At 49.7% G+C, this 26169-nt stretch carries 22 protein-coding genes; 8 read left to right on the top strand and 14 right to left on the bottom strand.

Annotated features, from left to right (window positions below; translation table 11 throughout):
- Positions 1-235: 235 nt before the first annotated feature.
- The 5 genes from Q0G26_RS06805 to Q0G26_RS06785 all read right to left on the bottom strand — a co-directional run bounded on the left by Q0G26_RS06805 (position 236) and on the right by Q0G26_RS06785 (position 7543).
- Positions 236-1207: a WYL domain-containing protein gene (locus Q0G26_RS06805; protein ID WP_293829299.1), complete on the bottom strand. Its 972-nt coding sequence runs from the start codon at positions 1205-1207 to the stop codon at positions 236-238.
- Between the two features lie 216 nt (positions 1208-1423).
- Entirely contained in the window at positions 1424-2743 is a 1320-nt protein-coding gene (gene trmFO, locus Q0G26_RS06800) for a methylenetetrahydrofolate--tRNA-(uracil(54)-C(5))-methyltransferase (FADH(2)-oxidizing) TrmFO (RefSeq protein ID WP_293829298.1), read from the bottom strand.
- Complete coding sequence (gene topA, locus Q0G26_RS06795) at positions 2744-5059, bottom strand: type I DNA topoisomerase (RefSeq protein WP_293829297.1); 2316 nt, start codon at positions 5057-5059, stop codon at positions 2744-2746. It lies immediately after the preceding gene.
- Between the two features lie 11 nt (positions 5060-5070).
- A complete protein-coding gene (gene dprA, locus Q0G26_RS06790; RefSeq protein ID WP_293829295.1) occupies positions 5071-6195 on the bottom strand; it encodes a DNA-processing protein DprA in 1125 nt (374 codons plus the stop codon).
- 241 nt (positions 6196-6436) lie between these two features.
- Positions 6437-7543, bottom strand: a complete 1107-nt coding sequence (locus Q0G26_RS06785) for a glycosyltransferase (protein WP_293829293.1) — start codon at positions 7541-7543, stop codon at positions 6437-6439.
- Positions 7544-7709: 166 nt separating this feature from the next.
- Between Q0G26_RS06785 and Q0G26_RS06780 the strand changes: the two genes are divergently transcribed.
- From Q0G26_RS06780 to Q0G26_RS06765, 4 genes are all read left to right on the top strand, one after another.
- Entirely contained in the window at positions 7710-8762 is a 1053-nt protein-coding gene (locus Q0G26_RS06780; RefSeq protein ID WP_293829291.1) for a nicotinate phosphoribosyltransferase, read from the top strand.
- A 631-nt stretch (positions 8763-9393) separates the two neighbouring features.
- Complete coding sequence (gene hydF, locus Q0G26_RS06775) at positions 9394-10620, top strand: [FeFe] hydrogenase H-cluster maturation GTPase HydF (RefSeq protein WP_293829290.1); 1227 nt, start codon at positions 9394-9396, stop codon at positions 10618-10620.
- Positions 10621-10660: 40 nt separating this feature from the next.
- Positions 10661-10930, top strand: a complete 270-nt coding sequence (locus tag Q0G26_RS06770) for a DUF1294 domain-containing protein (RefSeq protein ID WP_293829289.1) — start codon at positions 10661-10663, stop codon at positions 10928-10930.
- Positions 10931-11158: 228 nt separating this feature from the next.
- The gene (locus Q0G26_RS06765; RefSeq protein WP_293829288.1) at positions 11159-11734 is read left to right on the top strand and encodes a hypothetical protein; all 576 of its coding nucleotides are present in this window, start codon (positions 11159-11161) and stop codon (positions 11732-11734) included.
- Between the two features lie 84 nt (positions 11735-11818).
- On the opposite strand, the gene Q0G26_RS06760 is transcribed toward Q0G26_RS06765, so the two are convergent.
- The 3 genes from Q0G26_RS06760 to Q0G26_RS06750 form a co-directional block, all read right to left on the bottom strand.
- Positions 11819-12460: a helix-turn-helix transcriptional regulator gene (locus tag Q0G26_RS06760; protein WP_293829286.1), complete on the bottom strand. Its 642-nt coding sequence runs from the start codon at positions 12458-12460 to the stop codon at positions 11819-11821.
- Positions 12441-13118 (bottom strand): DUF3990 domain-containing protein, encoded by a 678-nt coding sequence (locus Q0G26_RS06755; protein ID WP_293829284.1) that lies wholly within the window; start codon positions 13116-13118, stop codon positions 12441-12443. Before Q0G26_RS06755 ends, Q0G26_RS06760 begins: the two co-directional genes overlap by 20 nt.
- Positions 13119-13537: 419 nt before the next feature.
- Entirely contained in the window at positions 13538-14341 is an 804-nt protein-coding gene (locus tag Q0G26_RS06750; RefSeq protein ID WP_293829283.1) for an ADP-ribosylglycohydrolase family protein, read from the bottom strand.
- Between the two features lie 159 nt (positions 14342-14500).
- On the opposite strand from Q0G26_RS06750, the gene Q0G26_RS06745 reads away from it, so the two are divergent.
- Positions 14501-15028 carry a macro domain-containing protein gene (locus Q0G26_RS06745; RefSeq protein ID WP_293829282.1) on the top strand — a complete coding sequence of 176 codons (528 nt, stop codon included), beginning with the start codon at positions 14501-14503 and terminating at the stop codon, positions 15026-15028.
- A gap of 100 nt (positions 15029-15128) precedes the next feature.
- Here Q0G26_RS06745 and Q0G26_RS06740 read toward each other — a convergent pair whose 3' ends face one another.
- Positions 15129-16151 carry a hypothetical protein gene (locus Q0G26_RS06740; RefSeq protein ID WP_293829281.1) on the bottom strand — a complete coding sequence of 341 codons (1023 nt, stop codon included), beginning with the start codon at positions 16149-16151 and terminating at the stop codon, positions 15129-15131.
- A 533-nt stretch (positions 16152-16684) separates the two neighbouring features.
- On the opposite strand from Q0G26_RS06740, the gene Q0G26_RS06735 reads away from it, so the two are divergent.
- Positions 16685-16873, top strand: coding sequence for a type II toxin-antitoxin system HicA family toxin (locus Q0G26_RS06735; RefSeq protein ID WP_293829280.1), 189 nt, complete (start codon positions 16685-16687; stop codon positions 16871-16873).
- 16 nt (positions 16874-16889) lie between these two features.
- Entirely contained in the window at positions 16890-17276 is a 387-nt protein-coding gene (locus Q0G26_RS06730; RefSeq protein WP_293829279.1) for a type II toxin-antitoxin system HicB family antitoxin, read from the top strand.
- Positions 17277-17455: 179 nt separating this feature from the next.
- On the opposite strand, the gene Q0G26_RS06725 is transcribed toward Q0G26_RS06730, so the two are convergent.
- The 5 genes from Q0G26_RS06725 to Q0G26_RS06705 all read right to left on the bottom strand — a co-directional run bounded on the left by Q0G26_RS06725 (position 17456) and on the right by Q0G26_RS06705 (position 24764).
- Positions 17456-21232: a phosphoribosylformylglycinamidine synthase gene (locus Q0G26_RS06725; RefSeq protein ID WP_293829278.1), complete on the bottom strand. Its 3777-nt coding sequence runs from the start codon at positions 21230-21232 to the stop codon at positions 17456-17458.
- A 229-nt stretch (positions 21233-21461) separates the two neighbouring features.
- Positions 21462-22148 (bottom strand): thiamine phosphate synthase, encoded by a 687-nt coding sequence (gene thiE / locus Q0G26_RS06720; protein WP_293829277.1) that lies wholly within the window; start codon positions 22146-22148, stop codon positions 21462-21464.
- Positions 22148-22975 carry a hydroxyethylthiazole kinase gene (gene thiM, locus Q0G26_RS06715; RefSeq protein ID WP_293829276.1) on the bottom strand — a complete coding sequence of 276 codons (828 nt, stop codon included), beginning with the start codon at positions 22973-22975 and terminating at the stop codon, positions 22148-22150. Before thiM ends, thiE begins: the two co-directional genes overlap by 1 nt.
- Positions 22975-23778 carry a bifunctional hydroxymethylpyrimidine kinase/phosphomethylpyrimidine kinase gene (thiD, locus tag Q0G26_RS06710; protein WP_293829275.1) on the bottom strand — a complete coding sequence of 268 codons (804 nt, stop codon included), beginning with the start codon at positions 23776-23778 and terminating at the stop codon, positions 22975-22977. Before thiD ends, thiM begins: the two co-directional genes overlap by 1 nt.
- A 26-nt stretch (positions 23779-23804) precedes the next feature.
- Positions 23805-24764: a 2-dehydropantoate 2-reductase gene (locus Q0G26_RS06705; RefSeq protein ID WP_293829274.1), complete on the bottom strand. Its 960-nt coding sequence runs from the start codon at positions 24762-24764 to the stop codon at positions 23805-23807.
- A gap of 578 nt (positions 24765-25342) precedes the next feature.
- Between Q0G26_RS06705 and Q0G26_RS06700 the strand changes: the two genes are divergently transcribed.
- A complete protein-coding gene (locus Q0G26_RS06700) occupies positions 25343-26095 on the top strand; it encodes an Rpn family recombination-promoting nuclease/putative transposase (protein ID WP_293829273.1) in 753 nt (250 codons plus the stop codon).
- Positions 26096-26169 lie beyond the last annotated feature (74 nt).

Raw genomic sequence — 26169 nt, 5'->3', positions numbered from 1 at the left:
GCGGGTTCTGCTTCTTGCACCTTCTTTCGCCGGCATTACCATCGCAAGGGGTTGGTAACGCCTGGATTGCTGCTGCAACCGTTGCCTGAAAACGTGTTGCTGCCTCAGTGTTTATTTTTTATCTTGCTTACCATAAGCTAATTATAAAAAATAGGATAGCCAAAGATTGACTATCCTGAAAAGTTTTCTAGATGAAATAAGAAATTTTTTGGTGCTTTATGGGATTTTTTTCAGCTCAATTTACTGCCAGCTCCTGTCGGGACACAACCTCAATCAGCTCGCCCTGACTTTTGAGCCAGATATCAATGCCCTTGCCGAAAACCTCTGCTTCAATCAGCGTACCCTTTTCATCCTCCTGCACAACCTTAGCGGTTGGCAGTCGGTCTAAAATGTATTCGTAGCAGCTGCCTTTGAAGTAAAAGCGCAGTCGCTGCAGATGACCACCATACATAAACTGGATGCGCTTACGGAACTCGCCCTCTTCAAAGCGTTGGGCATACGGTACAGCAAAATGCTTGTCCGTAATCGTAAAGCCTTTGATTCTGTCGATGCGGTAAATTGTCGGGAAGGGATCGTTTTCAATCTCAAACTTCACCTTTTTCTTGTCCTTGGGGGCAATGAAGGCGATCAGATAGAAATAGAATTCGGAGAACATGATGCCTACAGGCTGCACAGTGCGTTGCACCTGCACGCCATCAGTACGGCGGTAGGCAATCGTTACCTCCTGCTGCTCGCGTACAGCGCCGCTCAGCTCCCACATCTTCTTGAGGAACTTGTCCTGATGCTGTGGCTCTACGTATAGCAGCTTTTCGTTGCCTATCAGCTCGCTCACACGCTGCTGCTCCGTTTTGGGGATACAGCAGTCAATCAGCTTATCGATAATCGGGTAAAGCTCCTTTTTGGTGAATGCCCTGCTTTCCAGCAGTATTTTGAGCGTGGCGAAAACCTCCTCGTTAGACAGCAGATTGCGTGAAGGCGGTACCAATTGGTAAGCGCCCAGCTTTTGGTTATATACCAGGTCCTGCACCAGGCCTGTAGCTTCATTCTGCTCATGCAAAAAGGACCGCAGGTCTTCTATGTCGCGCTGAATTGAGCGTAAGGAGCAGCCGAAGCGTTGGGCCTCTTCCTTCTTGTAGAGCATTTTGCCGTCTACAAGGCGCGAATACATATAGAGCAAACGATCCTTAGCGATACGTAAATCTGTCATGATTAGTTCCTCCCTGCCATGAACTTTGCAAAGCGGTTGCTGTAAGAAAATCTCTTTAAGCTTATTATAGCACGTTTATTCTCTTAAGCAAACGTTTTGCCACCGGCTATAAGCAGATTTTATCATAGCAGGAGGACACATATTGTCTTTGTTGAAAAATATTTTTGGCTTTTGCTGATTTTTTGCAAGAAACAACAGACGAATTGTTATACCTGTTTAGTCCTTAAGCGTCGTCAGAAAGCCATCCAGTGCTTCCAAAGCACGTGCTGCAATCTGTGCGTTCTTTTCTCTCTTCTTGCGGATGCGTACAGTGAGCGGCGGAATGAGGCCGAAGTTGATGTTCATCGGCTGGAAGTTTTCAATCGTCGGATTGCTGATGTAGTTGGCCAGCGCTCCGTGCGCAGTTACCTCGGGGAATTCTACCTCAGGCAGGCCCAGTACTGCTCTCGCAGCAGCTAAACCGGCCATCAGGCCGGAGGCTGCTGACTCGACGTAGCCTTCTACGCCTGTCATCTGTCCGGCAAAATAGAAACGCTTATTGCTGCGCAGGTTGAAGTGCTTATCCAAAAGCTGCGGCGAATTCAGATAGGTGTTTTTGTGCATTACGCCGAAACGCACGAACTCTGCGTTCTCCAGACCGGGAATCATGCCGAAAACACGTCTTTGCTCCGGCCATTTGAGATGCGTCTGGAAGCCTACCAGGTTGTAGAGAGACGCTGCAGCGTTATCCTGGCGCAGCTGCACTACTGCATACGCCTCCTTGCCGTTGCGCGGGTCAATGAGGCCTACAGGCTTCAGCGGGCCGAAGCGCATGGTGTCCTCGCCTCTTGCAGCCATTTCCTCGATAGGCATGCAGGCTTCAAATACATCATGCTCAAAATCTTTTACGGGAGCGCTTTCCGCATTGCAGAGAGCTTCCCAGAAGGCAACGTATTCCTCCTTCGTGTAAAAGGGGCAGTTGAGGTAGTCGGCGCCGCCCTTGTCGTAGCGGGACGCACGGTAAACCTTGTCATAGTCCAGGGAATCAGCGGTAACAATCGGTGCTGCCGCGTCAAAGAAGTGCAGGTATTCAGCCTGCAGCAGCTTTTTGATATCGTCAAAAAGCGCAGCGCTGGTCAGCGGACCGCTGGCTACGATAACAGTACCTTCCAGGCTTTCCAGGTCGGTCACCTCTTCGTGGATGACGGTAACGAGCGGATTAGCCTTAACTGCCTCGGTTACGGCAGCGGCAAAGCCGTCGCGGTCAACAGCCAGAGCACCACCGGCAGGCACCTGATGCTCGTCAGCCTTTTGCATGATGAGGGATCCTAAACGGCGCATTTCCTCCTTGAGCAGGCCGACAGCGTTTTCAATGTTGCCTGCGCGCAGGGAGTTGCTGCAGACAAGCTCGGCAAAATATGCGGTTTTATGTGCTTCGTCACTTTTTACAGGACGCATTTCGTGCAGGATTACATGGATACCGTGGCGCGTCAGCTGGGTAACGGCTTCGCAGCCTGCCAGGCCCGCACCGATTACGTGTACAGGAGAGATAGTCATTTATTCCTTGCTGCCTTTCTTAGTTGTAGTAGTTTTCTTTGCAGTAGTAGCTTTTTTAGCGGTAGCTTTCTTTGCGGTAGTGGTTTTCTTCGCAGCAGTTTTGGTAGTTGCAGTTTTCTTAGCGGTAGTCTTTTTAGCCGCCGTAGTTTTCTTGGCTGCGGCGGTTTTGGTTGCGGTTGTTTTAGCTTCCGAAGTCTTTGCTGCTGCGTTTTTAGAGGCATATACCGGCCTTGCCTTGGAGCATTCCGGGTTGCTGCAGAACTTGCGCTTGCTGCCGTTGCGTTCCACGTGCTCTACCATCATAGCACCGCAGTCCGGGCAGGTTTCGTTAAGCGGCTTGTCCCAGGTGGTGTAATCGCACTCAGGATACTTTTCACAGCCATAGAATAACTTGCCGGTTTTGCTCTTGCGTTCGAGGATATCGGCACCGCACTTGGGACATTTTACACCAATCGGGTGCAGGATAGGCTTGGTATTGCGGCATTTGGGGAAGTTAGGGCAAGCCAGGAACTTGCCGAAGCGTCCCTCACGGATAACCATCATCGTACCGTCGTTGCATTTGTCGCAGGGTACGTCGGATACCTCGAGCGGGATTTCGACGATAGGAATTGCCACGCCTGCGTGGTCCAGATCCTTTTTGAAGGGACCGTAGAATTCGCTGAGGACCTCGTCCTTGGTGTGCTTCTTTTCGGCAACCTCATCCAGCTTTTCCTCCATCTGGGCGGTGAAGCCGATGTTGATGAGTCCCTTGAAGTATTCGGTGAGCATATCCACGGTCATAATGCCAAGCTCGGTAACGAGCAGCTTTTTGGCCTCTTTTACCACGTAACCGCGGGTAAGCAGGGTAACGATGGTCGGGGCAAAAGTGCTGGGGCGGCCGATGCCCTTCTCCTCCAGCTCCTTGATGAGCGTTGCTTCCGTAAAGTGCGCAGGAGGCTCAGTGAAGTGCTGCTCTGCGGGCAGAAGCTTGTAAAGGACGATCTTTGTGCCAGGCTCAATATAAGGAACCTTAGCGTCCTTTTCTTTATCATCATATTTGCTGTGCAGCTGCAAGAAGCCCGGGAATTTCAGTACGGAGCCTGTTGCGCGCAGCTGGTAGTCAGCAGCATCAATCGTCAATGTGGTAACGTCATAAACAGCGTCCGTCATCTGGCTGGCAACAACGCGGTTCCAGATGAGGGTATACAGCTTCAGCTGGTCGCTGGTAAGGTACTCCTGCATCTCGGCCGGGGTACGCATGACGCTGGTCGGACGAATTGCCTCATGCGCGTCCTGTGCGTTCTTTTTGGTGCTGTAATGGTTTTCCTTCGCCGGACAGAATTCGCTGCCGAAGTTTTGCTTGATATAGTCGCGGATTTCGGCAACAGCAACCTCTGCCAGACGCACGGAGTCGGTTCTCATATAGGTAATCAGACCGACGGAGGTTTTGCCTAAGGATACGCCTTCATAAAGCTGCTGTGCCAGCATCATGGTCTTTTTGGCGCTGAAGTTGAGCTTTTTGTTGGCCTCCTGCTGCATGCTTGAGGTGGTAAACGGCGGTACGGGGTGACGCTTGCGTTCCTTCTTCACTGCGTCGCTCACGATGTAATCGGCCTTGGACAGTGCTTCCTCCGCTGCTCTTGCTTCCTGCTCATTGTGCAGCTCCAGCTTTTTGCCCTTATATTTTACTGCTTCCACTTCAAACAGCGGTGCTTTGCTGTTTTCACGCAGCTTGGCGCGCAATGTCCAGTATTCTACCGGCACAAAGTCTTCAATTTCACGATCGCGGTCAGCAACAATTTTGGTTGCAACGGACTGTACGCGGCCGGCGCTGAGGCCCTTGCGGATTTTACGCCAGAGCAGCGGGCTCAGCTGATAGCCTACGATGCGGTCCAGAATGCGGCGTGCCTGCTGTGCATCAACCATATCCATGTCAATGCAGCGCGGATGCTTGATAGCGTCTTTGACAGCGGCAGCGGTAATCTCATGAAATTCAATGCGACAGGCAGATGTCGGGTCTATGCCCAGAATAAATGCCAGATGCCAGCTGATTGCTTCACCCTCGCGGTCAGGGTCAGTTGCCAGTAAGACTTTATCGGCTTTTTTGGCTTCAGCCTTCAAGGATTTGATTAAATCGCCCTTGCCGCGGATATTGATATATTTCGGCTCAAATTCGTTTGCATGCTCCTCGTCCGGCAGAAAGGTTACACCCAGGGTGCTCTTCGGCAGGTCGCGCAGATGTCCCATTGAAGCCTTTACGGTATAGTTTTTACCTAAAAATTTTTCGATAGTCTTGGATTTCGTAGGTGATTCCACGATAACCAGAGTCTTTGCCATTTATGTTCCTCCTACTTTCGGTAGTAACGCTGTGCCTGGTCCGTAGCCACCAGTCCGGCGGCCTGCAGGTCAAGTAGCTCCATGCTTACGGCAGCAAAAGCAGCTCCGCTCTGCTCCGTCAGCTTTTCTAAAGAAAGCGCTCCTGCCTGCAAAAGTGCCAGCAGCTTCGCTCCTAATTCGGTTGTGACCGGTGCGGGTGCAGGCTTTGGCTCCTGCGGTGCACAGTCAAAAATATTTGGCTGGGTTATGCGGCGGTTCATAGCCTGCTGCCAGCTCTTTTTATCGTCTAAAATATCCTGTGGCATATCAACCAGCTTGGCACCGGTGCGGATAAGCTCGTGACAGCCAATGCTGCTGCCATCGAAAATATTCCCCGGCACGCAATATACCTCACGTCCCTCATCGGCAGCAATGTTCGCCGTAATTACAGCGCCGCTGCGCTTGCCTGCCTCTGCTACCAGTACAGCCTGCGACAGACCGACGATGATGCGGTTGCGCGCAGGAAAGTTGGCCGCTATGGGCGGAACTCCCGGCGGATATTCCGACACAAGCGCACCGCGTTCGGCAATGCGGGCGAACAGTCTGGCGTTTTCCGGCGGATAGGCAATATCCAGCCCACAGCCAAGCACTGCTACCGTCGTCCCTCCGGCCTGCAGGCAGGCCTCGTGCGCCGCCGTATCAATGCCCTTGGCACCGCCGCTGATGATTGGTATGCCCTCGCGCGTCATCGCCTGCGCAAAGTAGGCGGCAGCACGCACACCGTATTCCGTGCAGCGACGTGAACCGACTATCGCCAAGGCGTAGGGCGCCTCGGGCAGCCTTCCTTTGACGTAGAGCACCAAGGGCTTGTCACTCAGGTTCTGCAGGCTCTGCGGATAGCTGGCGTCCGTATACGCAAGTAACTCCACGCCACGATGACGGCAGAAGTAATCAATCTTCTGCGGCATGCGTGCATCACGGTTGCCAAGAAAATTGTGAATCGCCTTCGGCGTGCAAAGTCCTGTCGCTGTAAGCGTGGCAGCATCAGCCTCAAAAACAGCGCGGGCACTGCCCAAAGCTTTGATTAATTCAGGGATTCTGCTGCGTCCCAGCCCGGGGACAGTAGCGCAGATTGCAGCAAGATATAAGGTATCCATAAGGTCACACTCCTCCTGTTTTCCATACATGATTATGCAGTCAGAGCGGAACTTCATGCCACAGCCTTCATAATATGCGATTTTCTTACATTATAATGATGAAATTCGTATTGGTCAAGTAAATTAATTATACAATAGAAGAAATTATCAAGCAAAACTATTGGAACGATGTTGCCCAAAGTGCGCAAAACCGCGCCACACAGCAAAAAGGACTCCCTCGGGTGAAGGAGTCCGCTGTTGATTAATTTTTATTTTGCAGTCTTTGCATTACGTAGTCTACAATCTGCTGTGCCGCCAAAGGATGTGCATGCTCGCTGCACGCTGCAGCCTCGCGCGTGTTGGCCGTGCTGCTTTTGATATGCTGCACCAGCTCGTCGGTAGAACGTGCCACCAGAGCGCCGCAATACTGCTGCAGGAAGGTGGCGTTGCCCTCCTCCTGCCCCGGCAGCGGCTTGTAGATTAAAAGGTCCAACCCGCTCGCCAGCACCTCGGAAGAGGTTAAGCCGCCGGCCTTGGTGATAATCATATCAGCGCCTGCCATAAGCTGCGGCACGTCCTCGCGGAAGCCGTAGATTTCGGCAGTAGCACCGTATTTGGCCTGCAGCTGTGCTGCCAGCGCCTCATTGTGGCCGGTGACGGCAACAACGCGCAGGTTTTTCAGAGCGGCGCGCTGTAGTGCCGTGATTATCTCGGCCATCGGCAGCAGGCCCTCACCCCCGCCCATCAGCAGGCAAACGCGTTCGTTTTCGTCCCAGCCGAAGAACTCGCGGCATTTCTGCTTATCGTGCTTAATCATAAACTGCTGGCGCACAGGAATGCCGGTAGCCTGGATATCAGCAGTAGTAGTGAGCTTGTCGCGCAGCAGCTCGTCGGCGATAAAATAGGTATCCACGCCGTCGCAAACCCACCAGCGGTGAATTGTAAAGTCGGTCACTACGGCGCCAAGCCAAAGCTTGGGATGCTGCTTTTTGTAATAGCCGATGATGCCTGCGGGTGTAGCGTGCGTAGCGATTACCGCATCGGGCTGTACGCTGCGCAGGTAGCTGCCGCCTAAGCGTGCCAGGAGGCGGTTTAAAAGCTCACGCAGCCACAGGGAGCCACCCTGCTTGTTGCCCCAGCTGTAGGCCAGCTTATAAAGCCAGGGGCAGCATTTTAAAATCCACAGGTAGGTGCCGAGAAAGGCCTTGCCCAGAAACTGTGGGAAGAAGTTGAAGATATTGCCGTGGATGACCTCAACCTCCGGACGGTCGGCGAAGGCCTGCTCCAGCGCTTCGGCTGCCAGCCTGTGTCCCGAGCCTATGGGTGCTGAAAGCAGGAGCACGGTATATTTTTTTCGTGTTTCATGCATATGTATCACCATCTATATTGTGTCTGAAATATAGCTCAACGGAATTTTTTTTGCGAAAAGACTTGCTATCATAGCCTTTATATTGTATCATATTTTTAACTACAATCAATAGTTAATGTTCTCGCAAAGCGTAAAATTCGTGAGAAATTTTTGGGAGGCTCATCAAATGACTACAAGAAGACCTGTTGAAAGCTTTAGCTTTCCTGTAGAAAAAATTAAACAAGGTTATTATACTGACGCATATTTTATGCGTTCCGAAGAGATTTTGAATGGTGATAATTACCATCCGCGTGTGCTGATGCAGGTGTTCGCCCGTGACCATGTTGTTGTTTGCGGTACCGACGAGGTCATTGCTCTGATCCGTCAATGCGCTTTCCATCCGGAAACTATCGAGATTCGTTCCCTGCGTGACGGTGAAGAGGTTGACGAGTGGGAAACCGTTATGACTATCGAAGGCGATTATGCTGACTTTGCGCATCTGGAAACACTGTATCTGGGTATTCTGGCACGCCAGAGCCGCATTGCTACCAATGTTCGCCGCGTAGTGAAGGCTGCCAACGGCAAGCCAGTGCTTTTCTTCCCTGCACGTTATGATATTTACCAGACTCAGGAATCCGATGGCTATGCAGCTTTGGTGGGCGGCATCCACGGCTTCTCTACCGACGCTAACGCGCTGGCAGCAGGCGGCAAGGGTCTGGGTACTATCCCCCACGCACTCATTGCTTCCTATAAGGGTGACACTGTTGCTGCTACTGAAGCATTCGATAAATATGTTGACCCGTCTATCGCACGTATCGCTTTGGTTGACTTTGACAACGACTGCGTAAATACTTCTCTGGCTGTTGCCCGCAAGCTGGGCAAAAAGCTTGCAGGTGTGCGTCTGGATACCTCCGGCAGCATGGTTGACAAGAGCCTGTGGACTCAGATCGGTACCTTTAAGCCGACCGGTGTTTGCAAGGAGCTGGTTTGCAACGTTCGCCGTGCGCTGGATGCCGAAGGCTTCAACCACGTTAAGATTATCGTTTCCGGCGGCTTTGACGCTGAACGCGTAGCAGCCTTTGAGGAAATGGGCGTGCCTGTTGATACCTATGCAGTAGGCTCTTCCTTCTTCGACGGCAATATCAACTACACTGCGGATATCGTTAAGGTTGACGGTAAGGATTGCGCTAAGGCTGGCCGTAAATACAATCCTAATCCCAAAATGGAGCTTGTGAAATAATTTGCAACAATGAGGTTGCAGTGCGAAAGTACTGCAGCCTTTTTTGCTATCCGAAGCCAAGCTTACACCATGTTGAACCAAAAGTTATTTAAAAATCTAGCTAGAACTACAACGTAAAAATAGGAGAATATAGTGTCGTGAAAGGAATAAAAATTACAGCGAGTGAGTGTCTGGAACCACAGAAGGGGCGCAATGTCTGAGCGCTACGCCTAATTTTTATAGTAGCATTTGTCAGCATAGCGCGAGTTTTGCGCCGCTTCGTCTTGGTTCCACACGAAATGAGTGACCGTAATTTTTACTGACCGTAAGGACACTGTGTTCTCCGAAATATAGTGCTTATTGTGGTATTTAAAACAATTTCGTATAATTAAAAGAGAATATAGTGTCGTGAAGGGAATAAAAATTACAGCGAGTGAGTGTCTGGAATCACAGAAGGGGCGCAATGTCTGAGCGCTACGCCTGATTTGTATAGTAGTATTTGTCAGCATAGCGCGAGTTTTGCGCCGCTTCGTCTTGGTTCCACACGAAATGAGTGGCCGTAATTTTTACTGACCGTAAGGACACTGTATTCTCCGAAATATAGTCCTCATTATGGTATATTTTTTCTTATATATGTAAAGGAGAACCCACCATGTCATTAAATACAACTCCCGCTGCCGAACGTATCCACATCGGCATCTTCGGTAAGCGTAACGCCGGCAAATCCAGCCTGATCAACGCCATCACCAGTCAGGAGCTTGCCATTGTCAGCGAACAAAAGGGCACCACTACCGACCCTGTATATAAGGCTATGGAGCTTTTGCCCCTCGGCCCCGTAATGATTATCGACACCCCCGGCCTCGACGATGAAGGCGAACTGGGTGCACAGCGCATCGCCAAGGCACAGCAGGTGCTCGGTAAGTGCGACATCGCTCTGCTCGTAGTAGATGCCAGCGTAGGACTCAGCGAGGCGGATAAAGCGCTGTGGCAGCAGCTGCAGGCGAAAAAACTCCCCTCTATCCTTGTATTGAACAAAGTGGAGCTGCTGGACGAAATGCGCCAGGCACTGCTCACTATGGAGGCCATGAAGCTCACCAAGCAATGCTTCCTCGTCAGCGCCCTTGCCAACCGTAACATCAACGAGCTGAAGGAGGCCATCGCCGCCCTGCGCCCACGTGAGGTAGAACGCCAGCTGCTTGGCGATCTGATCAAGCCCTGCGACATCGTAGTGCTCGTAACGCCGATTGACAGCGCCGCCCCCAAGGGCAGGCTCATCCTGCCGCAGCAGCAGGTACTGCGCAATGTGCTCGACAACAAGGGCATTGCTGTAACCGTACAGGAAAGCGAGCTGGCGGAAGCACTGGCACGCCTCGCCTTCCCGCCTAAGCTCGTCGTAACCGACAGTCAGGCCTTCGGCGCAGTCAGCAAAATTGTGCCGCCCACCGTTCCGCTCACCTCCTTCTCCATCCTCATGGCGCGTTACAAGGGCACGCTCAGCACAGCTGTCGAGGCTGTGCGCGTGCTCGATACAGTGCAGGATGGCGATAAGATACTCATCAGCGAGGGCTGCACCCACCACCGCCAATGTCAGGACATCGGCACAGTAAAGCTTCCTGGCTGGATTCGCAGCTTCACCAAAGCGGAGCCTGAATTCTGCTTCAGCAGCGGCACGGAGTTCCCCGCTGACCTGTCACAGTATAAGCTCGTAGTGCATTGCGGTGGCTGCATGCTCAACGAGCGCGAAATGCAAAACCGCAGCGAACGCGCGGCGGCGCAGAGCGTGCCCATGACCAACTACGGCATCGCCATTGCCTATATGCACGGCATTTTAAAGCGCAGCGTCGCTCCCCTGCCGGATATCGCCAAGCTGCTGGAGTAAAGCGTCAGCAGCTAACCTGGAGAAAGTGAGGGTATGAACCATGCACAGCTTTTTATATTATTACCTGATTTTCATCAACTGCGTTGCATTTGCCGCCTATGGCGCGGATAAGGCCTTCGCCAGGCTGCATAGCTGGCGTGTGCCGGAGATCTGGCTGCTGCTTTTGGCAGCGCTCGGTGGCAGCGCGGGTGCATTTATCGCCATGCAGCTTTTCCGCCACAAAACGCTGCACTTCAAGTTCATCTTCGGCGTACCGCTCATCTTTTTCCTGCAGGTAGCAGTCATCAGCTATTTTTTCTATAAGGGCTAGGCGCTCACAAAAAACCGTACAAAAGCGTACAAACCGTACAACCCCTTGCTGCATAAGGCTTTGGGGCTGTACGGTTTTTTTGCAGGTGTACGGTATTAAGCTATTTTAATCTATGTATACAACTATAATTGAAACTTTCTGCTTGCATTGTTCAACCAAAGTAGTATAATGCTAAATAGGAAGGCTTGCTATACTTCTTGAATTTTATCGAAAGGATGATTTTATTTTATGAAAAAACTTATCACGCTCATGCTCTCATGCGTAATTGCTGCCTGCTTCAGCGTCGCTGCCTTTGCTGCTGAAGTGCTTGATATGGGTTATTACGCTATCCTCAAAGACAAATTCTCCCCTACCGATTCGCTCATTATGAATCATCTGGTAAAATATGCCAACCAAAATCCCAATTATTATCGCTTCTATCACGTATACGCAACACATACGCACGAACTTGATGAATATACGCCAAATCGCGACTATATCAGCCTTAGCATCAACGCTACCGCAATGGCCCACCCGGTTGAAAAATCCGGTTATGGCTGGAAGGAAATCGCCACTCATGATTTAGATACCGGCATCATCTGCACAGGCGTCAAGGTAAAGCTTTCCGGCAGCTTCGGTGCTAAACCCCTCTCCATCATCGTTGTCGACAGTGCTACTGGCGATGAAAAGCTTTATGAAAAATATGATTTATTCGACTTTGAGGTGTTAAATCAAAATACCGCTCTGGTTGATATCCTCAACGTCACCGGTCCGCATCCAGGCTGGAGCCGCCCCATCTCCGGTAGCAAGGGCTTGCCGTACTAAGCTGATTAATATAATATTATAAAGAAAACCGTACATGCGCAAAGTGTAAAACCCTGCGTGTGTACGGTTTTTGTATTAAGCTCTTTAGACCTTCTCCAACAAATCCTCGATATTACAATAAAGCTGTTTAGCTATTCTGGCAAGCGTTTCTGCCTGCGCGCGGTTAATATTCTTCTGTCGCTGCTCATACTGCTGAACAGTGCGCAGCGGAACCTCTGCCAGCTCCGCCAGCTCCCTTTGCGTCAGCTCTGCCTTTACACGCAACAGCTTCAGGTTCGTATCCTTCTTCGCCTCTTTATAAAGCTCCGTCATCTTCTCCGTAAACTGGCGGATATCCATCTCGTGATAAGGATTGTAGAGGCTCTGCACAGTTTTAATAGGTACATAACGGTTAATCTCCGCAAAGCTCAGCGCCGTCTGCCACTGGTAATAAGCCAGCGCCCAGCCTGTCCAGTATTCCTCACTGCGGTTGACCGGATAATCAGGCTTAATGCGCTCCTGCGCCAGTCCCACGTTCTCCAAAACTGTATAGGCAAGCTCCACACCCGACATGCCGGCAAGGATAGTGAAATCACCCTGCTCGAAGCGTCTGGCGATACCGGAAGCGAGAAAAAGCTCAAAGAATTCGCTGATGTCATAATGCAAATCGTAGACAGCGAAATCCAGCATACGGGCAAGAACTGTGCGCGCTTTATCAAGATATAGCTTATCGTAGGCGTGCATCATCGCTTTTCATCTCCTCGTCCATAATCTGCGTAATATAAATATCACCACGTTGGCGCCTGTTGCGTTCCGTGCTGAAATACTCACGACGGGCGCTCTTGTCACGCTTATTCTTCTTATCGAACCATTCTGTGTGCTCTGCCAACTCGTAGCCTGTAAACTTGATCAGAGAGAAGGCTTTACGGCTCTTCAGCACGAATTGCTGCCCCAGCTTGCCCAGATGCATGGCATTGTTCAGTTGGCGATAAGATATCGTACCGTTGATGAAATCCTGTGCAAAGGAAAAATAGCTGTCATCCGCACGATAACCGATTATAGCGTCATAGGCAGAGTAATCGACCTTAAAGTTTTCCAGAAGATAAGCCTTCGCTTCATACGCAAGACCTGAGGGCGTGTCGAATTCCCTGTTCTGTAGCAAAATCGTCAGCCAATGCAGGATGCAGAACTGCTCTGCGTTCAGATCCAGAATCTTCAAATCGCTGCAGTCCAACTCATAGCAGTTGGCGTAGCCGTTCTGGTTGGCCGTTGCTGCCCATTCCTTCGCCATATTGATATCCTCGGTGCAGTAAAAGCCGAGGCCGTAATCGTTATATTTTTTACCGTAGCCATAGACAGGCTTTTGGATAATATCTTTGGAACCATGATATAGCTTGCGCAGCATAAGGCTCACCTCTTTCGTCTTTTAAGTATATTATACTCCTGTGGGAGTGGTTTTGGCAAATTCTCCTAGCATATGATAACGCTCTTGTGTATTCTAAAACCGCCTCTCATTTTAGCGTTTTAAAGGCGTTTTTGACTATTCGTGTAGTTTAGTGTAAAAAAAGCTCTTTTTTTCACGTATTTTTACACGAATATTTTGGGGAAATTAACACTTTTCGACACATAACAAAAACCGTACACGCGCAAAGCCTTGCCCTGCCTGCGTTTGTACGGTTTTATTTTGCATCAGAGTTGATGTTCTGACTAATTATCTTTACTTTTATCAGAAAATACTCATTCTGCCAGAAGCTTATAGGATTCCTTGTTTTTGAAAATCAGTCGCTTGGAAACCTCCATAATATATTAATCATCAGCATGTTCTTACAGTTCCGCAACCTTCGGCGTATACTTTTCTTCAAAAGCGCGCAATACACCAAGCAGTCTTTCGTCCAGATAGCTCATGCCCTGCTCCCGTAGTTTTTGCGGTATGCCGTAGTAGCATTCTGCTACCGCACCGGTGATTGCTGCCAGCGTGTCGCTGTCGCCGCCGATAGAAATAGCATTACGGATTGCATCCTCATAGCTTGTTGACTCGAAAAAGGCCATCAATGCCTGCGGTACGGTATTCTGGCAGGTTTCGTTGAACATATAGGAATCGCGGATGCCATCGAGCGTGAAGTCCATAGGATAATAGTTAGCATCAATATAATCCCTGATGGCTTGCATATCTGCACCCTGCTTGGCCATAAAGGCTGCCACAGCAGTTGCCTCCGCTCCCTTAATGCCCTCTGGATGGTTGTGCGTTACATCCGTCACCATCAGCGAAAGCTGTTTGACCTGTTCCATGGTATTCGCAGCATAGACAACACCGCTAACGCGCATTGCCGAACCATTGCCATAGCTGTTATAAGGCTGTGGGTCGCCAAAATAAAGCCAGCAGGAAAAAGTTCTGCCATAACCGGCATCAGGATATGCGTCACCAAAGTCACGCATTTTTGCTACAGCCTGCTCGCGCAAATCACTGAAATCAGGCTTGCTCTCCAAAAGCGCCTCACATAACGCCAAAGACATTACGCTGTCATCTGTGAAAAAGCAGTCATTAGTAAAAAACTCAAAATCCTTCGCTTTATAATTATCCCATTCAAAACGTGAACCGACAATATCGCCGATAATTGCACCCAGCATTGTATACGCCTCCACTCATTTATTATATGTATATTATAGCATAATTGCTGCGATATTACTTGTTATATACGTATATACGTGTTAAAATGAGTTTGTAAACAGATAAATTTGATAGTTTTTTAAACTTTTCTTTTATATTTTTATAAGGAGTTGGTCGTATTGGAATACTTGGTTATCAAAAGCAATATTACTGAGATAAAATGCGATGCTGTTGTCAATTCAGCTAATCAACATTTAATTAAAGGCTCTGGCATTTGTAAATCAATATATGAAAGTGCCGGGGAAGCAGAATTGGATAAGTATTTAGAATGCGCTGATGGTCTTGTTGATGGTGAATGTATTGCAACACCAGGATTTAATTTGCCGGCAAAATATATTTTTCATGTTCTCACTCCCAAGTATTATATAAAGAATGATAGAAACATAGAAAAATTTAGTCAGTGCTATGCCTCTATTCTACAAGCAGCAGAATACTATCGTTGTGAAACAATAGCCATTCCATGTATTGGCACGGGACATCATGGCTGGCCGTTGGATTTGTCTTCTAACATTGCTGTAGATACTTTATATTGGATTATAAATGCAGACGAATCGCGTTTTTCTTTCTTAAAGCAAGTTATTTTTAGTTGTCCTGATTGGCAGCGCTACTTAACCTATAAGGGATTAATAAATTCAAAAAGACTATAATAAGACGCTGACTATCCCTTCATAGCTTAATATTGAAACGCTCTGCCAACTTTGCGGTCAGCAGAGCGTTTTATTGTGTCGTTATTAAGTGTTATATATTTTATTCTTCCCTCGCCTGCTTTGAAGATGTCCATAAAGTATATTGCACTAAGATAAGTATACCAACTAATACCATAGCTAAAGCTAAATACGGACAATCAAGCAAAAATAAAAGAAGAATTAATCCTGCAGGCACCAGATAATTTTCATAATCTGGATGGTTTCTGTAATAATCTATGTTGCTTCTCTGCTTATCAGTTCTATTGTTTATAGTGTTTGCCCGATAACGGACTGCCCACAGATCATGTAAATCGCAGATATCAACAATCAAGAACCCGAAAAAGAACGGAAAAGCAATTGCGAAAGCATAAAAAGCAAAAGTATAATCAGGTTGCCACCAAAGCTTATTTGTTACTAGTATAGATGCAATCAAAAGCATCATGCTGTAAAACCAGATTCTGAATATCAGCAGTATATTGTAATAAAATGTCTTTACAAGATGGAGACTTTGGGGCCATAATATCCTTTTATCCATAAAGTAATTTCTGCGTTTAAAAATCAACAGAAAGTATGCTACGCAAATGGCGTACAACCTTACATCTTGCAGGACAAGCAGAAAAAACATAACTATACAGATTATTATTTTCTTGCCAGCTTCCGCTTCATCGTCTGTTTTTTCCTCTGGCTCGCATTGTTTATATGTATTTGCAACCTGTTGGCCATTATCATCCAGGTAATTGACCATGCTTTCCGGATTAACGCTTTCCTGTGCAGTATTCTGGAAATCTTCATCCGCTGAAGCAAGAGGGACAGGTGGAGCATCCTCAGTCTTATCATCACTTTCATCTAATACTTTCTTTAGTACCCCGGATTTTTGCATAGATGCACCAACAGCAGCAGGAGCAAGCAGCAAAACAAAAGCTAGTAATCCTGAATATAAACCATATGTTGCATATTTAATTGCACCTACAACAATAGCGAAGAAGACACATGCCCCTACTGCCAGTTTGGTACGTTTATCGTAAAATGCGTGCAATATTGCGACTACAAAGAAAAGATATAAATATATCTGCCATTTTTCCATGTGCATGTCCTTTTAAAATACCATACTTCACAAAGTATTAAGGATGTGTGGCATTTTTTTTCATATTTTTATGAAGTTGCTTAGAATTGGTACTTTACAGGCTCATTACGGCTTGTTAAGGGATCAAGGATATCAATGATTAAAGAAAATATCCGTATCACCCTTTTGTGCAACATCTGAAGCATTAGCAGTGCCTAGGGACATAATTAAAGAAAGTCCTAATCCTAAAGCTAAAATCTTTTTCATCTTATACTTTCCTCTCTATATTTCTTTTTTTCATTTACAATTATTGTATAAGCTTTACATTTTAATTATTCGCTATGAATATAAATTTCCCTGCATATACCGCATCATTATTTCATCTTCTTTATCACTTGACTTATTTTCTTTACCATGCTAAACTGTATCCGAATTAAATATTGTTGTCGCCTAAGGTAAGACCTTTCGTTGTAGTACGAGAGGTCTCTTTTGTTTATAGACAACTTGTTGAGTACGTGTATACGTGCTATAATTAAAGTACAGGGAGGTTCTCTATGGTTACAATGAAAGACAAAGCCCTGCTCAACCTCTTATTGAAAAATGGTTGGGAACTGACTAACGTAAAAGGAAGTCACCATCGTTTAAAGAAAGGCAATCAGGTTGAGGTTATTCCTGTTCATGGTAAGGATATGAAAATAGGCTTGCTTATGGCTATCCTAAAAAGAACAGGCATTAAATTATAAAAGGAGGCCCTACATCATGCTCGTTATATATCCCGCAATAATTCATGTAGATGACGACGGCCTGTGGGCGGAATTCCCCGACCTTCCGGGCTGCTTTACGCAAGGCGATACGCAGGAGGAGCTGCTGGCCAATGCGGCGGAAGCTATGGAATGCTTTTTGCTGGGACTGCTGGAGGACGGCGACAAGCTTCCTCAGGCTTCTGCTCCCCAAAACATCAAATTGACCGAACCTAATACCTATACTTCCTTGATTCAGTCAAAAATTGACTTAGCCAAAAACACAAAATCCGTTAAAAAAACGCTGACCATTCCTGCGTGGCTCAACAAGCGCGCTCTAGATGCCAATATTAATTTCAGCAGCCTGCTGCAGGACGCTCTTGTAAAAGAACTGAAAATCGTCTGAACCGTACACCATAACAAAAACCGTACACACGCAAAGCCTTGCCCTGCCTGCGTTTGTACGGTTTGTACAGTTTTGTACGGTTTCTGAGGATAGCCAAAATATACATATAAACATACAGAAACGCTCTGCCAACCTTGCAATCAGCAGAGCGTTTTATTGTGTCGTTATTAAGCCTCAGCTTATTTGAAGTAGCTTACGCCGGACAGGAAAATCTTCTGATCCTTGTCGCCCGCAATGTTGCGGAACAGGCCCGGAGCAAAGCGCTCGCTGTGGCCCATCTTGCCGAGGATACGTCCGTCGGGGCTGGTGATGCCTTCGATAGCATACAGGCTGCCGTTCGGGTTGAACGGAGTGTTCATGGTCGGTACGCCCTGAGCGTTTACATACTGGGTAGCAACCTGGCCGTTAGCGAACAGCTCTTTGATGGTGCTTTCCGGAGCGTAGAAGCGGCCTTCGCCGTGAGATACGGCAACTGCATGCTCTTCGCCGGGCTCGCACAGGCTGAACCACGGAGATTTGTTGGAAACAACTCTGGTGGTAACAATCTGGGAAATATGGCGGCCGATGTTGTTGAAGGTCAGTGTCGGTGCATCGCTGGTCATGTCGCGGATATCGCCGTACGGAACGAGGCCGAGCTTAATCAATGCCTGGAAGCCGTTGCAGATACCCAGCATCAGGCCATCGCGGTTTTCGAGCAGGTCGCTGATTGCTTCCTTGATGCGCGGGTTGCGGAACATGGTAGCGATGAATTTGCCGCTGCCGTCAGGCTCGTCACCGGCGCTGAAGCCACCGGGGATCATAACGATCTGGGAGTTGTTGATATATTTAACCATTGCTTCTACGGATTCTTCGATAGCAGCAGCGGTAAGGTTGCGCACGATGAAGGTGTTAGCTTCGGCACCTGCAGCTTCAAAAGCACGGGCGCTGTCGTATTCGCAGTTGTTGCCGGGGAATACGGGGATGAATACGCGCGGTTTAGCGATATTCACCGGAGCGGTGAGAGTCAGCTCGCTCTTGTACAGCGGCATTGCGATGTCAGCAGGCTCTTCTGCCTTCGGAGTGCCGTCCGGGAAGATGCCCAGCAGCGGCTCGCGGTATGCGGCAAAGGCTTTCGCAGCGTCAATCTTGGTGTCGTTGATGGTGATGCCTGCTTCGGCAGTGGTGTGGCCGAGCAGCATGTAATCCAGACCTTCGAACAGCTCTTCCGGTTCTACGCCGGCTGCTAGCTCGAGAACCATGCCACCGGGCTGCAGAGTGAAGAGGCTGTCGGTATCGTGGAACGGTTTGATGAATTCAAAGCCAAGCTCGTTGCCCAGGCTCATGGTGGTTACCAGTGCAGCTACGCCACCCTCTTTAACAGCGGCAGCAGCAGCGATTTTGCCTGCTTCCATAGCCTTGTGTACAGCGGTCAGGTTTTCCTTCAGGGCTGCAAAGTCCAGTACTTCGGCACTATTGCGCGGGCAGGACAGGAAGATTACCTTGTCGCCTGCTGCCTTGAAGTCGGCAGATACAGCCTTATTGCCGTCGATTACGCCTACAGCGAAGGAAACGAGTGTCGGCGGAACGGTTTTGTCCATGAAGGTACCGCTCATGCTGTCCTTGCCGCCGATTGCCGGCAGGTCCAGAGCATCAAGTGCGGTGAAGGCACCCAGCAGTGCGCTGAACGGCTGGCCCCAGCTGTTGGCATCATGCAGCTTCGGAAAGTACTCCTGCAGAGTCAGGCGCAGCTTAGCGGGATCAGCACCCAATGCTACGGCGCGAACTACGGATTCGGTTACAGCGTACATAGCGCCGTGGAACGGGCTCCAGCAGGCAACGTTCGGGTTGTAGCCGCAGGCCATTACGCTGGCTGCGGTGGTGTTGCCGTGCAGCACGGGGATGCGGCCTACCATGCCCTCGCTCGGAGTGAGCTGGGTTTTGCCGCCGAACGGCATCATTACGGTGCCACGGCCGATGGTGCTGTCAAAGCGCTCGGACAGGCCCTTTTCGCTGCAGACATTCAGACGGCCGAGGTTAGCCAGCCATGCAGCCTCCAGGTCAACAGCGGAGGTTACTTCGGCAGGAACCTGCTCGAATACATTCTCCTCTTCTTCTTCGCTTACTACGATATTGGTGTGCTGTGCAACGCCGTTGGTATCGAGGAAAGCGCGGGACAGGTCAACAATTTTATCGCCACGCCAGAACATAACCAGGCGCGGTTCTTCGGTAACGTCAGCAACAACAGTTGCTTCCAGGTTTTCTTCGTCAGCATATTTGATGAAGGCATCGCGGTCAGCGGCAGCGATAACAACAGCCATACGCTCCTGAGATTCGGAGATAGCCAGCTCGGTGCCGTCTAGGCCTTCGTATTTCTTGGGAACCTTGTCGAGGTCAATAACAAGACCGTCGGTCAGCTCGCCGATAGCAACGGATACACCGCCTGCACCGAAGTCGTTGCAGCGTTTGATCATTGCGGTTACGGCAGGGTTGCGGAACAGACGTTGGATTTTGCGTTCGGTCGGAGGATTGCCCTTCTGTACCTCTGCGCCACAGCTCATGAGGGAGTCAACGGTGTGCTCCTTGGAGGAACCGGTTGCACCGCCGCAGCCGTCACGACCGGTTTTGCCGCCCAGCAGCACTACGATATCGCCGGCAGCGGGACGCTCACGGCGAACTGCGCTACGGGGAGCAGCGCCGATTACGCCGCCAATTTCCATACGCTTCGCAACAAATTTATCATGGTAGTATTCCTGTACATGGCCGGTTGCCAGACCAATCTGGTTGCCGTAGGAGCTATAGCCTGCAGCTGCACCAATGGTAATCTTGCGCTGAGGCAGCTTGCCGGGCAGGGTTTCGCTGATTGGGGTGCGCGGGTCGGCACTGCCGGTTACACGCATAGCCTGATATACATAGGAACGGCCGGACAGCGGATCGCGGATTGCACCGCCGAGGCAGGTTGCAGCGCCGCCGAACGGTTCGATTTCGGTCGGATGGTTATGGGTTTCGTTTTTGAACATTACCAGCCACTCTTCGGTTTTGCCGTCGATTTCGATAGGCACAACGATAGAGCAGGCGTTGATTTCTTCGGACTGGTCAAGGTCAGCCAGCTTGCCTTCCTTGCGCAGCTTCTTCATGCCGATTACGGCAATGTCCATCAATGTTACCGGACGCTCGGTGTCTTCACCGTAAACCTCGTCACGGGCAGCCATGTATTTGTCATAAGCCTCTTGAACAGGCTGGGTAAAGGTGCCGGGAACGATATCTACATCCTCAATCTGCGTCATGAAGGTGGTATGACGGCAGTGGTCGGACCAGTAGGTATCCAGCACACGGATTTCGGTAATAGTCGGCTCGCGGTGCTCTTCGTTGAAGTATTTCTGGCACCACAGCAGATCGTCCAGGCTCATAGCCAGGCCCATGGATTGGCGCAGTGCTTCCGCTTCTTCCTTGGATATGGTCAGGAAACCAGTAACGGATTTAACCTTTTCCGGCTCCTCGCAGGTGCTGATGAGGGTTTCAGGCTTAGCCTGCTCAGCCTCACGCGCTTCAATCGGGTTGATGCAGTAAGCCTTGATTTTTTCAACTTCTTCCGCAGTCAGCTCGCCTTCCAGCACATATACCTTAGCGGCAGCAACCATCGGGCGCTCCTTCTGGGTAATCAGCTGGATACATTGTTCGGCAAAATCCTCGCGCTGGTCATATTGACCGGGCAGCAGCTCTACGGCAAAGGCAGCCTCGCCTGCAGCCAGCGGCAGCTCTTCTTCTACGACATTGTCGACAGGCGGCTCGGACAGCACCAGCTGTTTAGCCATAGCGAATTCTTCATCGCTCAGGCCCATCACGTCATAGCGGTTAACGATACGCATACCGGTAAGATTGCTCATACCGAGGTTGTTGCGCAGGTCTGCCAGCAAGCCATGTGCTTCGACAGCAAAGGCATCCTTCTTTTCTACAAAAAGTCTTCTAATGTTACTCATATACACGGCCTCCAATGTAATTTTTTCGAGGTGAATACTTGCTATTTATGTATCTATTTTAACACACTTCGGCGTTTTATCCAATATGGATAGCGATAAATCTAGGTAAATTGGTGAACATTTTTCAGTTTTAGCTAAAAATAATTCGGAAAATCAGCTTTAATGCAAAAATGGCCACCCTAAAAGATGACCATAATTTTATTGAAAAGGAACGTTATTATAACGTTTATTATTTGGCAAACTCTTCGCTTACCTTGGCAATCGCTCTTACCGTAGTGCGAATATCTGGCTGCGCCAGTATGCCGCTGACTATGGCTGCGCCGTCAGCGCCTGCCGCGCGCACCTCGCGGTAATTGTCCGCAGTTACGCCGCCGATGCCGACAACAGGCAGTCCCTTCTTCCAGCAGATAGCTGCCAGAAGATTCCGTCCGGAGTAAGGCCGTTCCTTCTCCCTGCAGATAGCCGCTAAGCCTTCCGTACCCAGCTTTTTGACGTCTGCCTTGGTAGCAGTGCCGAAGACAGCGCCGCAGCCAAGGTAATCCGCACCGCTCTGCAGCGCCGCTCTAGCCTCCGCCGGATTGTGCGCAGAAACGCCGATGAGGTATTCCTCGCCTAAAATCCTGCGTGCCGCAGCGCAGGGAAGGTCGTCCTGCCCTAGGTGTACGCCTGCTGCGCCTACCGCCATGGCGATATCCAGACGGTCGTTGATAATCAGCGGCACGTTAAAGCTGTCGCACAGTGCCTTCAGCTGCAGCGCTTCATTATACATCTCCGCGCTGGATGCTGTCTTGGCACGGTACTGCACCAGTGTCACACCGCCCTCGAGCGCCTCACGCACGCAGTCAATAAGCGCCCTTCCCTGCAGGCAGCCATCATCCGTAACCAGATAAATACTGTAATCAGGCTGTGCTTTCATCAGGACACCTTTTCCTCCGGCTTCAGGTTCACCAGATTCCACTTCGTAGTTACATGATAAATGGCGTCAATCAGGCGCACCTTGAACATGCCGGGGCCATCCTTCTTCTCGAGAAAGTTGGCTGCCAGCTCGGCGCTCTGGCCCATGATTACCACGCCCAGTGCTGCCGCAACAAGCATATCCTTGGTGATAGCAGCGCAGCAGGCAACTAAGGTAGTAGTCATGCAGCCGCTGCCGGTGATATCCTGCAGCAGCGGGTGACCGTTGTTCAGCACAACAGCCTGCTTGCCGTTGCTGATGTTGTCAATCGGGCCGGTGACAGCAAATACGCAGCCGAATTTGGCAGCAGCGTCCTTAGCGGTGCGCAGTGCTTCGCCTTCTTCGGTTCCCTGCTCCATGTTGTCTACGCCACGGCCGCCGGTTGCACCCAACAGCAGCGCCTGGCATTCGCTGTGGTTGCCACGCACGATGTCAATATAGCCTGCGTTCAGCAGCTTCAGCGCGAAGTTCAAGCGTACGGTAGAAGCCATTACACCCACAGGGTCCAGCACTACGGGGATGCCCTTGGCTTTGGCAGCCTGCGCCGCACGCTCCATAGCAATCTGCTTATTGAAGCTCAGCGTACCAAGATTCAGCACCAGTGCGTCGGCACCGGCGGTAATTTCAATAACCTCCTCCGGCTCATCGGCCATCACCGGAGAAGCGCCTGCTGCCAGCGCAGCATCTGCACAGCTTTCCGCCGTAACATAATTAGTAATTTCGTGGATGACAGGTCTTGCCTTACGCAGCTTGTCAACCAGCTCGCCAAAAGTATTTTTTAAATCCATTAGTCTAAGATACCAGCCTTTCTGTATAAATCAACAAAATGATGCGTCGGACCGCAGCCGCTGCCCAGTTCGATGCCATGCTCGATGGCTTCGGTAACGTAGGCCTTGGAGGCGCGTACTGCCTCCGTCAGCTCCAGCCCCTTGGCCAGATTTGCCGCCAGACTGCTCGACAGTGTGCAGCCTGTGCCGTGGGTATTCTTCGTAGCAATGCGCTTGCCGGGGAACCATGTTTCCATGCTGCCATCAAAGAGCAGGTCATCTGCCGTATCGTTCAGGTGACCGCCTTTTACCAGCACTGCCTTCGCGCCCAGGGAGATAATCTTTTCTGCTACGGCACGCATCTGCGCCTTTTCTGTAACCTGCATGCCGGTAATCGCCTCTGCTTCCGGCAGGTTGGGCGTAACCAGCGTAGCCAACGGCAGCAGCTCCTTAATCAGCGTTTCGCAGGCCTCCGGTGCCAGCAGCGGATAACCGCTTTTGGAAATCATCACCGGATCCACCACGATAATGCGCGGCTGATAACGGCGCAGGCAGGCGGCAATCGTGCGGATAATCTCCGGCTGCGATACCATACCTATTTTCACCGCGTCCACACGGATATCATCAAAAACAGCAGCAATCTGCGCTTCGACAATATCACAGTCAATATTCTGCACTGCGGTAACACCACAGGTGTTTTGTGCCGTAACGGCGGTAATGACGCTCATACCGAAGGTGCCATGAGCGGCAAAGGTCTTTAAATCGGCCTGGATTCCTGCGCCGCCGCTGGAATCACTGCCGGCAATCGTCAGCAAATTCTTCATCTGCAAAAGCCTCCTTTTATGCGCACTTAGTTTGAGAAGGTAGTTTCTTTGTTCTGGCCGGTGTAATCGAACAGGCCATCGTTCTTTTCCTCTAACGCTTTGATAATATGATAGGTATATTCGTTGTAGGGCGTGGGAATTCCCAGCTCCTTGCCCATCGCCATCAGAGCACCGGAGAACATATCAATCTCAGTGTGTCTGCCTGCGTCCAAATCCTGCAGCGTAGAATAGCGCACAGATGGCGGAACGGCGCTGCCACGGCCGGAGCTTGCGGGACATTTGCTCATATCAATGCCCTTAGCGGCGGCGATGGCCTCCAGCTCACGGCGCAGGCCCTCCTTAATCGCACGCATATGCTCGCTGTCCCGGTAGCAGCCAAGACCTGCGCCAATCACAGCCTGCGGCAGATTGTTGCAGACGTTCAGGCGGAACTTGCACCAGATTTCTTCATTAATGCAATCCGTATGACGGATATGGATATCGGCACTGTGCATAAGTGCTTCAATCGCCAGCACACGCTCACTCTCAAACGGTGCCTGCGCTTCGCCGAAAACAATACCGATAGTCTTTTCCGGGTTGAAGCGCACGCCGTTGCCCTCGTGACGCGACGCAATCTTAATCAGAGCAGGCAGAATCTGCTTGCGGTCGATAGCACCGGCAATAATCTCCTCGCTGTCCACACCGTTCATCAGGCTCATGACAGTAGTATGGGGGCCTACTGCCTCGCGAATGCTTGCCAACGCGCCGGGCAGAGCGCCGTATTTCAAAGCGACAATCAACAGGTCTACGCCCTTCGCTTCCTGCGGGCTCCATACCTGCGGATGGTAGGTAACGTTGTTGATGGTGCAGCCCTCGTCACGCAAACGCGCAGCACGGCTGCCTTCGGCGATAATGCCGAATCTGATATCGGGGAGCTTGCTCAGTCCCCAGATTATATAAGAGCCAACGGCTCCTGCTCCCAAAAGTGCGACAGATTTTATCTCCATGTGTATCACTCCTTATTGCTTAGCAAATAAGCGTTGCAGTCCGGGGCGGAATTTATTCCGCGCAGGCTGTAATGCTCCTTGCACTAAAGCTAACTATACACTATATATTATAGCAGATTTTGGCGCATAAAAAAACAGCAGCGAAGTGCAAGGCACGAGCTGCTGTGAAGAACGGGTGAAATTTATAATATTATGGAAGAAGTTATTACGCTGTCAGCTTGGAGGCCAGCTCACGCACCTCTGCTTCCGTAAGTTTGGAGTGGCGTACGGTGAAATCTCCACTCTCCTCCCTTGACTTTTCTCTCCTCTTCAAGTAAACTTAAAGCATGTTCTTCCAAAACTGCAGGTAACATTACGCTTCCAGCTACCTTACCTACGGACAAGAAAATAAGCAGTATATCCTGCAGATCTAAACTTTTCTGCAGAAGCTTAAGCAAGGCCATTTATAATTATCTGGTACATTCTAAGAGTAGTACAAACTGACGATTTTTTTATCGCCAGGGTACTACTCTTTTTTTGTTTTTGTGCTGCTTATGTATTTTTTATAACATCTGTGTTAAAATGAAAGGAGAGAAACCATGCAAGACCTGGCAACAAAATTTGCAAACCTGACAATCCAAAGTGACTTTATCTTCAAGAAGGTTATGTCGCGCAAGCGTATCTGCAAGCATCTGCTGGAAGAGCTACTGCAGATTGAGATTGCGGACATCAACTACATTGAAGCAGAAAAAACTATCGATCCTAACTACACAAGCCACGGTATCCGCCTGGATATCATCGTAGCAGACGACAAAAATACGCATTATAATTTGGAGATGCAGGTAAAGAACATTAAAAATTCCGATACGGATACTTACGTTCTGCCCAAACGCTCGCGCTATTATCAGGCGCTGCTTGATTTTGATTTGCTGCAAGCGGGCCAGCCTTATGACCTGTTGCCGCCGACCTACATCATCTTCATCTGTATTTTTGATTTCTTTGAAAAAGGCAATTACGTTTATACCTTTAAAAAGCGTTGCCTGGAAAATTTGGAGTTGGAGCTTCCCGACGAAGCAACCACGATGCTTTTGAACACTAAGGGTACGCATGGCGACATCTCTAAGGATCTTAAAAGCTTTTATGATTATGTCAACAATCACATTGTAACCACTGATTTCACCAGACAGATTGATGACGAAATCAGTTACTTGAAACTCGATACGAAAGTGAGGCGAGAATATATGCTTATGGAAGCTCGTTTGTTGGACGAACGGCGTGAGGGTATTGCTGAAGGCAAGGACATCGGCTTCGCTGAAGGCAAAGACGTAGGCCTTGTTGAAGGCGAAGCTTAAAATATACCCCATAAAGTGGACATAATAAGAAGAAGGGTTCCTAAAAAATGGACATAAGAAGAAGGGATAAAAAC

The sequence above is a fragment of the uncultured Phascolarctobacterium sp. genome (assembly GCF_934190775.1).
Lineage (GTDB): Bacteria > Bacillota > Negativicutes > Acidaminococcales > Acidaminococcaceae > Phascolarctobacterium_A.
The sequence above is the reverse complement of the archived record's forward strand: the minus strand, read 5'-3'. Positions and strand labels throughout refer to the sequence as shown.